The sequence below is a fragment of the Parasedimentitalea maritima genome, assembly GCF_005771405.1.
Taxonomy (GTDB): domain Bacteria; phylum Pseudomonadota; class Alphaproteobacteria; order Rhodobacterales; family Rhodobacteraceae; genus Parasedimentitalea; species Parasedimentitalea maritima.
Genome location: NZ_VAUA01000005.1, coordinates 307,052 through 322,328, shown reverse-complemented (window position 1 = coordinate 322,328; position 15,277 = coordinate 307,052). Strand labels below are relative to the sequence as shown.

The following is a 15,277-nucleotide window of genomic DNA, read 5'->3' as shown; positions in this document are numbered from 1 at the left end:
CAGGCTGGCTCTGATCACATCGTAGTGGGGGTTACAGGTCTAGCTCGACCCAAACCGGAACATGGTCTGAAGGCTTGTCGCCACCACGAACATGCTTGTCGATTTGGCAATCCATCAGCAGATCGGCGGCCTGAGGCGACAGCAGGAAGTGGTCAATGCGTATGCCGTCGTCACGATTCCACGCACCCGCCTGATAGTCCCAGAACGAATAGTGACCTGCTCCCTGATGGCGGGCGCGAAAGGCTTCGGTGAAACCCAAATTGACGAGACGCTGAAACGCTGCACGGCTTTCAGGCCGATGCAGGGCATCTTCTACCCAGGCCTCTGGCCGTTTGGCATCTTCAGCCTGAGGGATGATATTGTAGTCACCTGCCATCAGCGCGGGGGCATCCTCAGCCAGCAGCTGCTTGGCGCGTTCGTGTAACCGCTGCATCCAACGCAGCTTGTAATCGTATTTGCCACCCGGTTCGGGACTGCCGTCATCCCGCAGTTCAACCGGATTTCCGTTGGGCAGATAAAGTCCGCAAACGCGCAACGCCTGTTTGCCTACAACAGTCGCTTCAATCCAACGGGCCTGTACATCATCATCATCGCCGGGCAGGCCACGCTGAACATCTTCCAGCGGCAACTTTGACAGGATTGCAACGCCATTGAACCCTTTTTGGCCATGGGTTTCGACGTTATAGCCACGGTCTTCGAATAGCTCACGAGGGAAGGCCTCATCGACGGATTTGACCTCTTGCAGCAACACCACGTCAGGCTGTGCATCATCCAGCCAGGCAGGCAGAGCCTGTGCCCGTGCCTTGATACCATTGATGTTGAAGGTGGCGATTTTCATCTCACGTCTCCTGTTGAGGCCAGGAGTGATCTATTGCCGATACCGGCAGGAGAGGCAAGGCAGCGGTTGTGTTGCAGGGATAAGCGATTCGGTTTTGTGTCAGAAACCGACACTGCACGACCGCAAAATCAACCCGTAGTAGAGTAAATTTGGTTTGCGAATTTGCGCTAGCCGACCTGCGGGCCGGAATACTTTCTGGAAATTTATTGCTCTTTTTTTACAGCGATTTGCGAGGTGAAAGCTACAAATTCGCGGGGTCAATCCCTTTAAGTTGCAAAATCTGATGCTCAAATCAGCCAATACGTGTGTTAACAATATGTATACATCCACCCCAATTTAGGAGTTTAGCCATGACCGCCCTTCGTATTCCAACTGAGCTGCCAATTGTCACTAAAACTGCTTCTACCAGCCAGTTCGACGGAGATGGCACAGCGCTGTTTTCTTCAGGGTCAGCGCCAGAAATGAGTGCGGACATTATGAGCGGCGACGTGACTTGGGCGTTTTCATCTGGTTCAACACCTACCTGCGTTTCGGATGCCTTGAAAGGTGAAGCAACACAGTTGTTCTCTTCTGGATCCACTTCGGTTCGCTGTCAGCTGACATCAGTTGGTGACGGCACAGAAATGTTCTCGTCAGGCAGCTAAGCATACGGGCATGCGTGGCGCCTGATTTTCAAAAGGAAGAGGAAAGACCGAAAATGTCAAATATCATTCCTCTCAGGGCGCCACCATCACAGCCACCAACTGCTCCGCTATACGGAGCTTTGATCGGTAATTTTGCCCAACACCGGAGACAACAAGATGATGTTTTCTGGCTAAAAGAAAACGCAGAGCTGCTGAACATTCTGGAGTGTACCGGTGCCAAATTATGCGGTGATCAATTAGATCCTCTGGTTAACTTTTACAGTAACATTGAAAGCCGGATCTGTTTTTTTCAACAATATTATAGGTTTATTCTGTCCATTTGCCTAGATCTAGAAGATCTGGGGTTTGGTGGCGACAAGGGCGAAGAGATTGCCCATTGGGTAGCACGACAAGGGCTGGCCGAGGCTGAGTTGTCAGACTTACAACGCGCCGAAGCCCGTCGCCTTTTGCTGCGACGCGGTGTTGCCGGCGTCGCCAATAGCATGGCACTTACAGACCGTTTATATCGCTTTATCAACCGCCCCGAGACGTTTGCTCTGCCAAACAAAAAGGCAGCTTATGAACTCACACATATTGTTTTTTACCTATCGGAGTATGGTCGCCGCGATCCCGGGCTTGGCAAGCAAGCCATATTGAGTTTGGAATATGCGGGCCTGCTGGCTTTCTTAGATCAAAACTCAGATTTGTTGGCCGAGGTCTGCATTTCGCTGCTATACGCTGGAAAGCACCCGCCAGCGGCTTGGTTGGACTGGTTGCGTTGGCAAACTGCCGGGTTTGTGATCACCAGTGCCACACCGGGGGCGGGACAAGATGCTTATCATGATTATTTTGTCTGCAACTGGGCAATGGCTACCGTGAAGGGGGTGCCTTTTATTCCACAGATGGCTCCGGGGCCGATGCAGATACGCAAAAGCGCAGCACGGATAGGCCCATTGCGTCAGATGTCGCAGATGTTGTTCGATCTGGGGCGCGATCGTAGCCCTAGTTGGCCGGTAATGCGGCAACATTTGGAGCCGGGACTCAGCAAGGAGTCTTACGAAATCCTACGCACAGCTGAAAGCAGCAGCGTCCATTTTGAGAGGTTCTTTGCCAGTTTTGCACGGTCTTCGTTGGTATTTGGCTAGCAACGGGCAACAAGTCTGGTGTCTTACATTGAGAACGAAGTCCCACAGCCACAGCTGGAACTGGCATTAGGATTTTCAATGGTGAACCGGGCACCAATTAGCTCCTCGGTGAAGTCGATCACCGCATTTTCCAGAAACGGCAGCGACACAGCATCAACCACCACCTGTTCGCCCTGACCCGATAGTACCAGATCGTCGTCCTTGGCATCATCCAGCGCAATTTCGTACTGGAACCCGGAACAGCCACCACCTTCTACCGCGATACGCAGGGCCTGACCCTGCACGGCAGCGCCAATCTCGGCCAGTCGGGCAAAGGCTCTATCGGTTACTTTTGGTGGTAGTTGCATACCATCTCCACGAAGTTCTGTTGCGGCGCAGTCTAATATATAGAAAGGTAGAGGCCGGGCGACAAGATTTGCAAAGGAAAAGATTACAGATGCATGCGCCTTATGCTTCAAAGCCAGAAAATACCCGTGGACGATTGGTTGCCGAAGAGGAGAGTAGTTTTCGCTCGCCCTTCCAACGAGACCGTGACCGGATCATCCATGCCAGTGCCTTTCGCCGCCTGAAACACAAAACACAGGTCTTTGTTGAACACGAAGGTGATAATTACCGCACGCGGCTAACCCATACGATCGAGGTAGCACAGGTCGGCCGCACAATTGCTGGTGCTTTGGGGCTGAACCAAGAACTGACAGAAGCCGTGGCTCTGGCCCACGATCTGGGCCATACCCCGTTTGGTCATACCGGCGAAGACGCCCTGCATGCGCTGATGGAGCCCTATGGTGGGTTTGACCACAACGCACAGGCCATTCGTATCGTCACCGCGCTAGAGCGCCACTACGCTGAATTTGATGGGTTGAATCTGACCTGGGAAACGCTCGAGGCAATTGCCAAACATAACGGCCCAGTGGTTGGCGACCTGCCGTATACCCTGGCCGATTACAACGCGCGGCATGATCTGGAACTACATACCTATGCCAGTGCTGAGGCGCAGGTGGCGGCCCTTGCTGATGATGTTGCCTATAACAATCACGATCTACATGACGGCTTGCGGGCCGGTTTGTTCACCGATGCAGATATTGAACAGTTGCCAATCATCGGTCCCTGTTATGCTCAAGTTGATGCGTTGTATTCCGGTCTCGATCCCAACAGGCGCCGCCACGAAGCACTGCGCCGGGTGTTTGGGGTCATGGTCGGGGATGTGATCAACACTGCGCGTGCCGCATTGGCCAAAACCGGGGTGCAGAGTGTTGAAGCTGTCCGGGCTTTAGATCATCCCGTTGTCCAGTTCTCGCGACCGGTCTGGGCCGATCTGAAGGAAATCCGCGCGTTTCTGTTCACCCGGATGTACCGCGCACCCACGGTGATGGTGAAACGGACCGAAGTGGGGAAGGTGGTCGAGGCGCTGTTTCCTTATTATCTGCAAAAGCCACTTCAAATGCCCGATCGCTGGCATGCTGAAATCCAAGCCGCAGATGGCGAAACCGCTTTGGCACGCATCGTGTCGGATTACATCGCTGGCATGACCGACCGTTTTGCCCTGCAAGAGCACCAGAGGCTAATCAAGGGGCTGGAAGTGAGTAAATAGCGGTTTGTCGTGATCTGGTGCCTGTTTCCAATTCGCAGCATCAGACCATAAGATATTGACCATTGGGCTGGGCATGATACTTCGCGGTCCTGAACCTATGGGACACCAGACATGAACTTGTTTACAGATATCCGCTCGCTTGTGATTGAAAGCCTCGACACGATGGTGTCTGACGGCACGTTGCCCGCAGGTCTGGACTTGCGAAATGTAGCGGTTGAACCGCCCCGTGATGTTGCCCATGGCGACATGGCGACCAATGCTGCAATGGTGCTGGCAAAACCCGCCAAGAAAAAGCCACGCGATATCGCCGAGGCTCTGGCAGTCAAACTGGCCTCTGATGATCGGGTCTCCTCTGCCGAAGTCGCTGGACCCGGCTTTTTGAACCTGCGTCTTGCAGCATCGGTGTGGCAGGGCATTCCCAAGTCGGTTTTAGGTGCGGGTCTGGATTTCGGCCGCTCCGAAATGGGGCAGGGGCTCAAGGTTAATGTTGAATATGTTTCGGCCAACCCCACTGGGCCGCTACATGTTGGTCATACCCGTGGTGCCGTATTTGGTGATGCACTGGCCAGCCTGTTGGACTTTGCCGGTTATGACGTTACCCGCGAATACTACATCAATGATGGCGGCGGTCAGGTCGACGTCTTGGCGCGGTCTGTCTACCTGCGGTATCTTGAGGCACACGGCCAAGAGGTTGCTTTCCCCGATGGCACTTATCCCGGTGACTATTTGATCGACACCGGCAAGGCGCTGAAGGCCAAGGTCGGTGATGCCTATGTTGACCAGCCCGAGGATGTCTGGTTGCAAGAGGTCCGGACCTTCTCGACCGATGCCATGATGGAGCTGATCCGCGCTGACCTGAAGTCGCTGGGCGTGGTAATGGACAAGTTCTATTCAGAGAAATCGCTGTATGGCACCGGCCGGATCGAAGCCGCCATTGGCGAGCTGGATGACAAGGGATTGATCTACGAAGGTGTGCTGGAGCCGCCGAAGGGGAAGAAGCCTGAGGATTGGGAACCGCGCGAACAAACCCTGTTCAAATCCACCGAACATGGCGACGATGTCGATCGTCCGGTCAAAAAATCTGATGGCGCCTGGACCTACTTCGCGCCTGACATTGCCTATCACTATGACAAGGTCGATCGTGGCTTTGATATGTTGATTGACGTCTTTGGCGCTGATCACGGTGGCTATGTCAAACGGATGAAAGCCGCGGTTTCAGCCCTGTCTGATGGCCGGGTGCCACTGGACATCAAGCTGACGCAGCTGGTTAAACTGTTCAAGGATGGACAGGAATTCAAGATGTCGAAACGGGCGGGCACCTTTGTCACCCTGCGCGATGTGGTGGATCTGGTCGGGGCTGATGTCACCCGCTTTGTGATGCTGACCCGCAAAAACGATGCATCGCTTGATTTTGATTTTTCCAAAGTTCTGGAGCAGTCCAAGGACAATCCGGTGTTTTATGTGCAATATGCAAATGCCCGAATTTGCTCAACGCTACGCAAGGCGGGTGAGGCCGGAATCGCTACGGATGATGCGACCCTTGGTGCGGCTGATCTGTCACTGCTGGATGATGATGCACAATTGTCTGTAGCCAAAAAGCTGGCTGAATGGCCGCGATTGGTGGACATTGCTGCCCGGACACATGAACCACACCGGGTCGCGTTCTACCTCTATGATCTGGCTTCAGATCTGCACGGATTGTACCATCTCGGCAAATCCAATGACGATTTACGATTTGTTAACACAAGCAGCCAATCGGCAACACATGCAAAATTGGCGCTGGCTCGGGCCGTTTCGATTGTTATTTCTGCCGGTTTGGGTATTCTAGGGGTGAATCCAGCGCAGGAGATGCGGTAACAAAATCGCCCGAAACGCTGGTCTGAGGCAGATCAATAGACCCTGACATGCGCATCGTCGCATCAAACGGGCAGTGAGGCGGACATGGCGTTAAACGCGCAAGCTGGCGATAGCCAGGCTTATTCTTTAGTTGGCGCATCCCTTTCCAGGGCGGCGAACAATGGAAATCGCTACCAACCACAATATCACAATGATGATCCGCAGGCCTATGGCCATGCGGATCATCATCATGCCATGAACCACGGGTCTCCCGCAGCCGAGAGCGGCGGCGTTGCCAAGGCGGTGGGGCTGCTGGGCGCTGTTGCGTCGCTGGCACTAATCGTTGGCATCGGCGTTTGGGGCTACAAACTGGTGGCGCGTGACGTCAGCGGAGTGCCCGTTGTGCGTTCGCTCGAAGGGCCAATGCGAATACAACCAGACAATCCAGGTGGTCGATCTGCGGACAATCAGGGCCTGGCTGTGAACGCAGTTGCTGCCCATGGTACAGCGGCAGACCCTGCTGACCGTTTGACGCTGGCTCCGGCTTCGATGAATCTGACCGAAGACGATGTACCCGTTTCCGATGTGACTGTTACGGTGGCTCCAATTCCAGCACCACTTCAAGAGGAGCCAATTTCTGAGGCTGCGGTAACAGCCTTCCAGAATGGAGAAATTGATGCCTTGGTGGCTGAACTGACCGAAGGCGTGACCCCGCTGGGTGAGTCAGTGGCTACACTGGCCTCGGTTGCAGCGCCGGTAATTGTCCAACCCACACCTTTGCAGCCAGTGGAAACTGCCGCAATTACGCCTCTTGCCCCGTCACCAGCAGTTTTGAATGCCCCCGGTGTTAAAGTGTCCTTACGTCCTTTGGTGCGCCCTGCGCGTGCATCGCTCTCGCAAGGCAGTGGTACGCCAATACAGGGTCGTTCCGCTTTGGAAGTCGAGGCTACAAGCCTGGCTGCGGGGACTCGATTGGCACAGCTTGGTGCCTATGAAAGTGCAGCTGTGGCGCGGGCTGAATGGGAACGTATTTTTGGCCAGTTTGGCGATTACTTTGAAGGTAAAAGCCGGGTGATCCAAAAGGCCGAAAGTGGTGGCCGCACCTTCTATCGGTTGCGCGCGATGGGCTTTGATGATCTGTCGGATGCCCGCCGGTTCTGCGCAACCTTGGTTGCGGGCAAGGCGGACTGCATCCCAGTGACCACACGCTGATGCGGTTTGGTGCCACCATTTTGGATGCCGAAGGGCTGCGATTGACCGCCGAAGAGGTAGCTCTGTTTCGCGATACGAATCCTTTTGGCTTTATTTTGTTTGCCCGCAATATTAATACGGCTGACCAAGTCAGGGCCTTGTGTGACGATTTCCGCAATGCGGTGGGGCGCAACTGTCCAATTACAATTGACCAGGAAGGTGGCCGTGTTCAACGCTTGCGCCCCCCTCTGGCCCGGCAATGGATGCCGCCGCTGGAACATGTAGAACGTGTTCTTTTGCCTGAAAATACGACCCGAGCGATGTATCTGCGCTATCGTTTGATTGCGCAGGAACTGTTTGCACTTGGAATCGACAGCAACTGTGCGCCGATGGTAGACATTGCAGGCAGTGAAACACATGCGTTTTTGAAAAATCGCTGCTACGCCAGTGATGCTGAAACTGTTGCTGAGTTGGGGCGCGCAGCCGCGCAGGGCTTGCTGGATGGTGGTGTGCTGCCGGTGGTGAAACACTTGCCGGGACATGGCCGGGCCACAGCAGATAGCCATCATGACTTGCCGCATGTCAGCACGGATCCAGGCATTCTGGACAGCACTGATTTTGCCGCGTTCCGCAGCCTGAACGATTTGCCGATGGGGATGACCGCACATCTGGTTTATGATGCAATCGACAGCGTGCCAGCCACCTTGTCTCCTGTCATGATGCAACTCATCCGCGCCCAGATCGGTTTTGACGGGCTGATCATGACCGACGATATCTCGATGAAGGCCCTGCAGGGGGCACCTGCTGATCTGGCGCGTGCGTCTTTGGATGCGGGCTGTGACGTTGCGCTGTATTGCAACGCGCCTTTGGCGGACCGTGCAGCGGTTGCCGCTTCAGCGGGTGAAATGACTGACAAGGCCCAAATTCGGGCTGAACGGGCCCTTGCAGCCCGTCGAACACCCGATGAACTTGACATCGATGCTGTCGAAGCGGAACTATCTGCCCTTATGGGCGGATTGGTGTATGGCTAACGATCTATTTCAGGAGACGGCTCAATCGGTTGCCGAAAGGTTGGCGGCTGAAGCGCTGATCGTGGATGTTGACGGGTTTGAAGGCCCGCTCGATGTCTTGCTGAGCCTGTCCCGTAGTCAAAAAGTAGACCTTCGCCGGATCTCGGTGCTGGAATTGGCGCGGCAGTACTTGAACTTTGTCGAACGTGCCAAGGTGTTGCGGATTGAACTGGCCGCCGACTATTTGGTGATGGCCGCTTGGTTGGCGTTTTTGAAATCACGTCTTTTGTTGCCGCCTGAACCAGGGGAAGACGGACCAAGTGGTGAAGAACTCGCGGCCCATCTTGCTTTTCAACTCGAACGACTTCAGGCCATGCGCGATTCTGCAGCCCAATTGATGGCGCAGGATCAGCTGGGCCGTGACTTCTTTGCGCGTGGCCAGTGCGAGGACATCACCCGGATTAAGACCGTAACCTACAATGCCACTTTGCTGGATCTGATGCAGGGCTATGCCCGTATCCGTACCCGTGATGATTTTCGTCCGTTTGTACTGGACCGAGAATCAGTCTTTACCATGGAAGAAGCACTGGAGCGCATGCGCAAGCTGATCGGGTTTACTGGCAGTTGGACGGATATGCTGAGCTATCTGCCTGACGGTTGGCACAGTGATCCAGTCAAACGCCGCTCCGCCACAGCAGCAACTTTTGCCGCATCGCTACAGCTGGTAAAAGAGGGCAAGGTGCAGCTACGACAAAGCGAGACCTACGCCCCAATTCAACTGCGCAGCTGCGACAAGGAAAATTGATGGAAGACCATAGCGCAGCTCCTGAAGGTGAAAACGAAAGCCTGTTTGACGCACCCTTGATGGCTGAACAGGAACGCATGGTTGAGGCTGTGTTGTTTGCCAGTGCTGCGCCAGTCACCCTGCGAGATCTCGAAGCACGGATGCCGCACGGCTGTAATCCGGGCGAGGCATTGGCGCATTTGCGCAAGAAATACGAAGGCCGTGGTGTGCATGTGGTTCGCATTGGCGATACCTGGGCGATGCGAACGGCACCAGATCTTGGTTTTCTGATGCAAAAAGAAACCGTTGAGACGCGCAAGCTGAGCAGGGCAGCAATCGAAACGCTGGCGATCATTGCGTATCATCAACCGGTGACACGGGCGGAAATCGAAGAAATTCGAGGCGTGTCTGTATCGCGCGGTACGATCGATCAACTTCTCGAAATGGAGTGGATTCGTCTTGGGCGACGTAAAATGACACCGGGCCGCCCGGTAACTTTTGTGGTTACACCACAGTTTCTGGACCATTTTGGCTTGGAAAGTGCCCGTGATCTGCCTGGGTTGAAAGAATTGCGCGCAGCTGGCTTGCTGGAAAACCGGCCGCCGCCGGGTGCAATGGCGCTAGGCGATTTGGATGTTGAAGATGACGATGCCCAAACCGAATTGTTCGAAGAGTGACATTGGCATCTGTCTTCGCCTCGAAATCAACTTAATCGACTGATATTTCTGGCACTGATCTCAAGGGGGTGCCAGCATGAATATGAACAGTTTGATCAACATGATTGTGCGGCAGTTGATGCGGCGCGGTGTGAACTCTGGAATTAGGGCGGGTATCAACGCAGTTTCAAAACGGCGCACCACAGGCCGTCACAATGACCAGACCAAAGATGCGCCAGATTTGAACGGCGATGTCAAACGCCGGGCTAAACAGATGCGTCTGGCGCGACGTGGGCCATGGCAGTAGGTCGACGTAGCCCTTTGGCTTCGAACATCTCGATCAGGCACAAAAACGCTGACACTGCCAAACAACCAGCCAAACCCCAGTTTGCATAGGCCAGCCCGCCAAGCGCAGGCACAGCAAAGATGCACAGATATGTTGCCGTGCTATACAGCCCCATGATGGCGCCGCGTTGTGACGGATCTAAGGCCGTCAGTCTTGCCACCAGCAAGTTTAAGCCAAGGTGCTGAAAGATGCCCCAAAGCGCGGCCACCATCAGAAGCCCATAAAAGGTACCAGACAGTGCGATCATGCATACATACGTCAGGGTGATAGCCAGAAACACCGGCGCAGTGGCGCGTTCCAACCCGATTCTATCCAAGATAGGGTCTGCCAACACAGCCAGTCCAAAACCAATCCCATAGAAAAGCGGAACCAACCCAGCTTTTGTCGTGCTTAAGCCCAAATCAACAGTGACATGGGCGCCAATGAAGAAGTATGTGATGTAAAAACTGAGCATCAACAACACGGTAGCCAGCAGGCCGCGCTTAATTCCGGGGACCTTGAGTGCAGTCAGTGGCGACGTCGTACGGTCGCCCGAGCTTCCCAGATTGCGAAGGCGGGTACTGAAGAGCCAAAGCAAGGCAGTCCCAATGGATAACGCGGTATAGACTGCCCGCCAGCCGAAGTGGTCAGTGATCCAGGCGCCAAGGCTGACACCCAACACCAAGGAAACGGTCCAACCCGTCAAAACAGCTCCCAAAGTCTGCGACTCACGCCCTTTGGGCGCAATGGTCACGGCCAGCGTGTAGATAGATGGCAAAGCGGCCCCAGCGGCCAGCCCGCATAGGGTCTGCGCGGCAATCAAGGCATAAAGAGTAGGCGCAAGGGCGCTGGCGGCCAAACCGACGACCAGAAACACCAGGGTAACCCGCAACAGGCGGCCGGCGCCAAACCGATCCCCCAGGGGGGCCAGTAACATGGCAGCAAGGGCCACACCCAACCCATACGCACTGGCGGCCTGCATCACCTGTGCAGCGCTGACTTGCAGGTCAGCACCAACGGCTGTGACCAGAGGCGACAGCAACAGTGAATTTGCCCCAATCACCCCAATGGCGCTTAGCAAAATGAGAATCGATGCCACCATGATCTTGCCCTCGAAGATTGTTCAGAGGTAACCTCTATTCACGGAATTTGGTTCTGTGAAGCATAGAAGGTACCCGTGATGGCAAAAACAGATAGCATTCAGAGGAAACCCCGTGCTGCACGGGAATTGGACGATCTGGACAGAAGAATATTAGGTGAGTTAAGCCGCGACGCCACCCAAGCCTATGCCGCAATTAGCCAGGTGGTTGGCCTGTCTCCACCCGCGGTGCACGAACGGGTTAAACGGTTGCGCGCCTCAGGCGCGATCAAAGCAACCGTAGCCCAATTGGATGGACCGGCCGTTGGTAAGCCATTGCTTGCCTTCATTCATGTGGACACTGTGGGGTGGGGCAAGACCAGCGCAATGATGGCGCTAGGCGACTGGCCGGAGGTGGAGGAGATCCACTCTGCCACAGGGGACACCTGTCTAATCCTCAAGGTTCGTGTTGCCTCGCCACTAGCGCTAGAGGGGCTGTTGTCGCAACTCTATGATACCAAGGGCGTGCGTGGGACCCGCACATATCTAACCCTGTCGACACATTTGGAACGCGCCGTGCAGGCCGAGGTTTCAACCGACCTGGAAGACTTGGCAGGGATCAGGTGAGGTTAGCTTTATACTTTTGTTTTGAAGTGCTTGGATAGTTTTAGACCCTGGCCCTGATAGTTCGACGCAATGCCGGAGCCATAGAGTTGTTCCGGCACCTGCGCCATTTTCTCATACACAAGCCGCCCGACAACCTGACCATGTTCCAAAACAAACGGAGCCTCGTGGCAACGCACTTCCAGCACGCCGCGCGATCCGGCCCCACCAGCTGCATCATGGCCAAATCCGGGATCAAAGAAGCCAGCATAGTGAACTCTGAACTCCCCCACCATGGCGAGGTACGGTGCCATTTCAGCGGCGTATTCTGGTGGAATATGGACAGCTTCGCGGCTGACCAGGATGTAAAATGCACCGGGATCTAGAATGATACGGCCTTGGGTGGTGCGGACTTCTTCCCAATAATCATGGGCGTCGTATTCGCCAATGCGTTCCAGATCAATCACCCCAGTGTGGGGCTTGGCGCGATATCCAACCAGATCACTGCCGGGCAGCTGCAAATCAACTGAAAAGCCGAGGCCATCCTGAATGACCGCAGGCCCGTCGACCAATGGGGACTGGGCGTGAAGCAAATTCAGCTCATCGTCACTGAGGACGGCCTGACCCGTGCGGAACCGTATCTGGTTCAGGCGCATTCCCGGCCGAACCAGAACCGAAAAAGACCGCGGGCAGATTTCAGCGTATAGGGGGCCAGTATATCCGGGTTTGATACGATCAAACTCCACACCACCATCCGTAATGGTACGGGTGAGCAGATCCAGACGTCCGGTCGAACTTTTGGCATTGGCCACTGCGGAGACATCATCTGGCAGGTCCAGCTGCTCCATCAAAGGAACCACGTAGACGCAGCCCTTTTCCAATACTGCGCCATCCCTCAGGTCGATGCGGTGCATTTCAAATTCGTTCAGACGATCGGCGACACTCTGGCCGTGTCCTGCCAAAAACGAGGCGCGCACCCGGTAGGCCATCGTGCCCAGACGCAGGTCTAGGCTGGCAGGTTGGATCTGGGCGGCTTCAACGGAAGGCGATCCGTTGATTTCGCCGCGTTTGATCATCGTTTCAATGGCTTGGCTGGGTAGTACGCCGGTCATGGTGGATCCTGTCTCTGGTCGTGCCATGAGCGCAACGACCTGCTGATTCTGGCCTATTTTTTGTCTCGGCGCAATTCGACATGTACCAAGAATTGGTCGGCGGATAAACAAAACGCCCGGGTGATTTCTCACCCGAGCGTTTTTGTATGGTCGGGCTAGCAGGACTCGAACCTGCGACCTTCCGTCCCCCAGACGGACGCGCTACCAGGCTGCGCCATAGCCCGTTATTGAGAGCGTTCTACTGGATTTGAGGGCAGGGGCAAGAGGGAAATTTGGTCTTTGGTCAATTGGCAGGCTGATTGTTCTGGTCGGCAATAAATGTTTTGAGTTGCCCGGCACAAATCAAGGCTTGTTCTTGGCTGGCTGCATCCAAAGAGGTGATGTTTGCCAGTTGAGCCAGAACGCCTGCATGTACCACATTCAGCGAGTCATCAGCGATGTCTTCGATCTCGACAATCAGTGGAGCCGCTGCCGGGGGGGGCGTTGTGGTGACATCAGTCTCGTTCAGGGCATCGAAGGTTTCTGCAGGAACAGGGTTGGGCTCTGCAGGAACAGGGTTGGGCTCTGCAGGAATTGGGTCTGGCTCTGCAGGAATAGGGTCAGTCGCTGGAAGAGATGTCGGAGATTGGCTTTCAAACTCTATCAGGTCAGCGGTTGCTTCAAAGCTCTCCTCAACGGGGGAGTTCGGCGGGTTTGGCTCATGCGGAGCATCGAGATCCATATGCATTTGGTCCGGGACTGAAGGACGCGGTGCAACAAAATCTGCAAAGGTGTCTTCTATCTCGACCACCGGCATCGGGTCCGCTGTCGCCTCTAGTGACGCAGAACGCTCCGAAACATATGCAGGGCCGTGGTCGCGCAACAGGGCCTGTACCTGTTTGATAGTCTGGCCTTCATCATGCAGGAGGTGTTTGATCCCGCCCAGCAGCAACATGTCAGCGGGGCGGTAATAGCGTCGCCCGCCCGCGCGTTTGACCGGTTTGATTTGGCTAAATTTACTTTCCCAAAAACGCAAAACATGCGCCGGAATCCCTAGCCATTCCGCAACTTCACTGATTGTGCGAAAGGCATCTGGTGACTTTGACATAAAATTTGGTCCTGTTACGAGCGGTTGCCGCCAGCGACACGATCTTTCATCAGGTGCGAAGGACGGAAGGTCAAAACTCGACGAGGTTGAATAGGAACCTCTTCACCAGTCTTTGGGTTGCGGCCAATACGGGCAGATTTGTCCCGCACGCTAAAGGTGCCAAAAGACGAGATTTTTACCTGTTCACCGCGGACCAATGCATCAGACATATGGCCGAGCATGCTTTCCACCAGCTGGGCGCTTTCGTTGCGTGAAAGCCCAACTTCGCGAAAAACGGCTTCGCTTAAATCCATTCGCGTCAGAGTCGTGTCACTCATAACCAATCCCCTTGTTTTATAAACAATAGGGCGTAGAGAATTTCCCTGTCAATATCAATGATTTGCAATGACCGGATTAGTAGGCCTGTGTCTGGCTCAAATACTTACCAGCGCAGAACCACTGAACCCCAGGCTAAACCGCCGCCAATGGCCTCAGCAACGATCAGATCGCCGCGCTTGATTTGACCCCGTTGCTTACCAACAGAGAGAGCCAAAGGAATCGAGGCTGCAGACGTGTTGCCGTGGTCCTGAACAGTCACCACAACCTTATCCATGCTCAGTCCCATTTTCTTGGCGGTGCCCTGAATGATCCGTATGTTGGCCTGATGGGGGACAATCCAGTCGACCTCCGGAGCTGTCAGACCAGCCCGGTCGAGGGCTGTATTGGCAGTTGAGGCCAGTTTTTCGACCGCATGGCGAAACACCTGATTGCCCTGCATCCGCAGAAAGCCGGTGTTCTGGGTAGATACGCCGCCGTCCACATACAAAAGGTCTTTGTAGCGCCCGTCCGAGTTCAGGTCTGTCGAAAGAATGCCGCGGTCATCACTGTCTCCTTGGCCTTCCTGGGCTTCAAGCACAACAGCCCCAGCTCCATCACCAAACAAGACACAGGTCGAGCGGTCGCTCCAATCCATGATTCGGCTGAAAGTTTCCGCACCAATCACCAGCACGCGTTTGGCTTGCCCCGAAAGGATCAGGGCATTTGCGTTGCTCAGGGCAAATACAAAACCGGCGCAGACCGCCTGGACATCAAAGGCAAAGCCACGGGTCATCCCTAGGGCGGCTTGAACCATCGTTGCTGCGGACGGGAAGGTCAGATCGGCGGTAGATGTCGCCAGAACAATTGCATCAACGTCATTTGCTTCACAGCCTGCGTCGGCGAGTGCGGCCTTAGCGGCATGTGTGGCCAAATCAGAGGTGGTTTCACCCTCGGCGGCAAAATGGCGGCGTTCAATCCCCGAGCGGGAGCGAATCCATTCGTCTGAGGTTTCGAGCGTGGCTTCGAACTCTGCGTTTTCGACCACACGCTCTGGAAGATAATGTCCAACACCGGTAATCACAGCACGTCGCGTCATTCTAT

Annotated in this window: 17 protein-coding genes and 1 tRNA gene; 10 read left to right on the top strand and 8 right to left on the bottom strand. The window is 54.9% G+C overall.

Features of this window, described 5'->3' with window-relative positions; all coding sequences use genetic code 11:
• Positions 1-31: 31 nt before the first annotated feature.
• Positions 32-838, bottom strand: coding sequence for an exodeoxyribonuclease III (gene xth, locus FEE96_RS12130; protein WP_138163303.1), 807 nt, complete (start codon positions 836-838; stop codon positions 32-34).
• A gap of 350 nt (positions 839-1,188) precedes the next feature.
• Here xth and FEE96_RS12125 point away from each other — a divergent pair, with 350 nt between their 5' ends.
• A complete protein-coding gene (locus FEE96_RS12125) occupies positions 1,189-1,482 on the top strand; it encodes a DUF6749 family protein (protein WP_138163302.1) in 294 nt (97 codons plus the stop codon).
• 53 nt (positions 1,483-1,535) lie between these two features.
• Positions 1,536-2,606: a DUF6902 family protein gene (locus FEE96_RS12120; protein ID WP_138163301.1), complete on the top strand. Its 1,071-nt coding sequence runs from the start codon at positions 1,536-1,538 to the stop codon at positions 2,604-2,606.
• 23 nt (positions 2,607-2,629) lie between these two features.
• Here FEE96_RS12120 and FEE96_RS12115 read toward each other — a convergent pair whose 3' ends face one another.
• Positions 2,630-2,953 (bottom strand): HesB/IscA family protein, encoded by a 324-nt coding sequence (locus FEE96_RS12115; protein WP_138163300.1) that lies wholly within the window; start codon positions 2,951-2,953, stop codon positions 2,630-2,632.
• Between the two features lie 89 nt (positions 2,954-3,042).
• Between FEE96_RS12115 and FEE96_RS12110 the strand changes: the two genes are divergently transcribed.
• From FEE96_RS12110 to FEE96_RS12080, 7 genes are all read left to right on the top strand, one after another.
• Positions 3,043-4,197 (top strand): deoxyguanosinetriphosphate triphosphohydrolase, encoded by a 1,155-nt coding sequence (locus FEE96_RS12110; protein WP_138163299.1) that lies wholly within the window; start codon positions 3,043-3,045, stop codon positions 4,195-4,197.
• 111 nt (positions 4,198-4,308) lie between these two features.
• A complete protein-coding gene (gene argS / locus FEE96_RS12105) occupies positions 4,309-6,054 on the top strand; it encodes an arginine--tRNA ligase (protein WP_138163298.1) in 1,746 nt (581 codons plus the stop codon).
• A gap of 84 nt (positions 6,055-6,138) precedes the next feature.
• Entirely contained in the window at positions 6,139-7,245 is a 1,107-nt protein-coding gene (locus FEE96_RS12100; protein WP_138163297.1) for an SPOR domain-containing protein, read from the top strand.
• Positions 7,245-8,255 (top strand): beta-N-acetylhexosaminidase, encoded by a 1,011-nt coding sequence (nagZ, locus tag FEE96_RS12095; protein WP_138163296.1) that lies wholly within the window; start codon positions 7,245-7,247, stop codon positions 8,253-8,255. Before FEE96_RS12100 ends, nagZ begins: the two co-directional genes overlap by 1 nt.
• Positions 8,248-9,039, top strand: coding sequence for a segregation and condensation protein A (locus FEE96_RS12090; RefSeq protein ID WP_138163295.1), 792 nt, complete (start codon positions 8,248-8,250; stop codon positions 9,037-9,039). The genes nagZ and FEE96_RS12090 overlap by 8 nt, the downstream gene beginning before the upstream one ends.
• On the top strand, positions 9,039-9,695 hold the full coding sequence (scpB, locus tag FEE96_RS12085; RefSeq protein WP_138163294.1) for an SMC-Scp complex subunit ScpB: 657 nt from the start codon (positions 9,039-9,041) through the stop codon (positions 9,693-9,695). The genes FEE96_RS12090 and scpB overlap by 1 nt, the downstream gene beginning before the upstream one ends.
• A 76-nt stretch (positions 9,696-9,771) precedes the next feature.
• Positions 9,772-9,981 (top strand): hypothetical protein, encoded by a 210-nt coding sequence (locus FEE96_RS12080; RefSeq protein ID WP_138163293.1) that lies wholly within the window; start codon positions 9,772-9,774, stop codon positions 9,979-9,981.
• Here the strand turns inward: FEE96_RS12080 and FEE96_RS12075 are convergent.
• Complete coding sequence (locus tag FEE96_RS12075) at positions 9,941-11,101, bottom strand: MFS transporter (protein WP_138163292.1); 1,161 nt, start codon at positions 11,099-11,101, stop codon at positions 9,941-9,943. The genes FEE96_RS12080 and FEE96_RS12075 overlap by 41 nt on opposite strands.
• Positions 11,102-11,179: 78 nt before the next feature.
• Between FEE96_RS12075 and FEE96_RS12070 the strand changes: the two genes are divergently transcribed.
• Positions 11,180-11,704 carry an Lrp/AsnC family transcriptional regulator gene (locus FEE96_RS12070; protein ID WP_138163291.1) on the top strand — a complete coding sequence of 175 codons (525 nt, stop codon included), beginning with the start codon at positions 11,180-11,182 and terminating at the stop codon, positions 11,702-11,704.
• An 8-nt stretch (positions 11,705-11,712) separates the two neighbouring features.
• On the opposite strand, the gene FEE96_RS12065 is transcribed toward FEE96_RS12070, so the two are convergent.
• The 5 genes from FEE96_RS12065 to FEE96_RS12045 all read right to left on the bottom strand — a co-directional run bounded on the left by FEE96_RS12065 (position 11,713) and on the right by FEE96_RS12045 (position 15,272).
• A complete protein-coding gene (locus FEE96_RS12065; protein WP_138163290.1) occupies positions 11,713-12,792 on the bottom strand; it encodes a 2'-deoxycytidine 5'-triphosphate deaminase in 1,080 nt (359 codons plus the stop codon).
• 147 nt (positions 12,793-12,939) lie between these two features.
• Positions 12,940-13,016, bottom strand: a tRNA-Pro gene (locus FEE96_RS12060).
• Between the two features lie 59 nt (positions 13,017-13,075).
• The gene (locus FEE96_RS12055) at positions 13,076-13,879 is read right to left on the bottom strand and encodes a MerR family transcriptional regulator (protein WP_138163289.1); all 804 of its coding nucleotides are present in this window, start codon (positions 13,877-13,879) and stop codon (positions 13,076-13,078) included.
• A gap of 14 nt (positions 13,880-13,893) precedes the next feature.
• On the bottom strand, positions 13,894-14,196 hold the full coding sequence (ihfA, locus tag FEE96_RS12050; RefSeq protein ID WP_138163288.1) for an integration host factor subunit alpha: 303 nt from the start codon (positions 14,194-14,196) through the stop codon (positions 13,894-13,896).
• A 104-nt stretch (positions 14,197-14,300) separates the two neighbouring features.
• The gene (locus FEE96_RS12045; RefSeq protein ID WP_138163287.1) at positions 14,301-15,272 is read right to left on the bottom strand and encodes a beta-ketoacyl-ACP synthase III; all 972 of its coding nucleotides are present in this window, start codon (positions 15,270-15,272) and stop codon (positions 14,301-14,303) included.
• Positions 15,273-15,277: the final 5 nt, after the last annotated feature.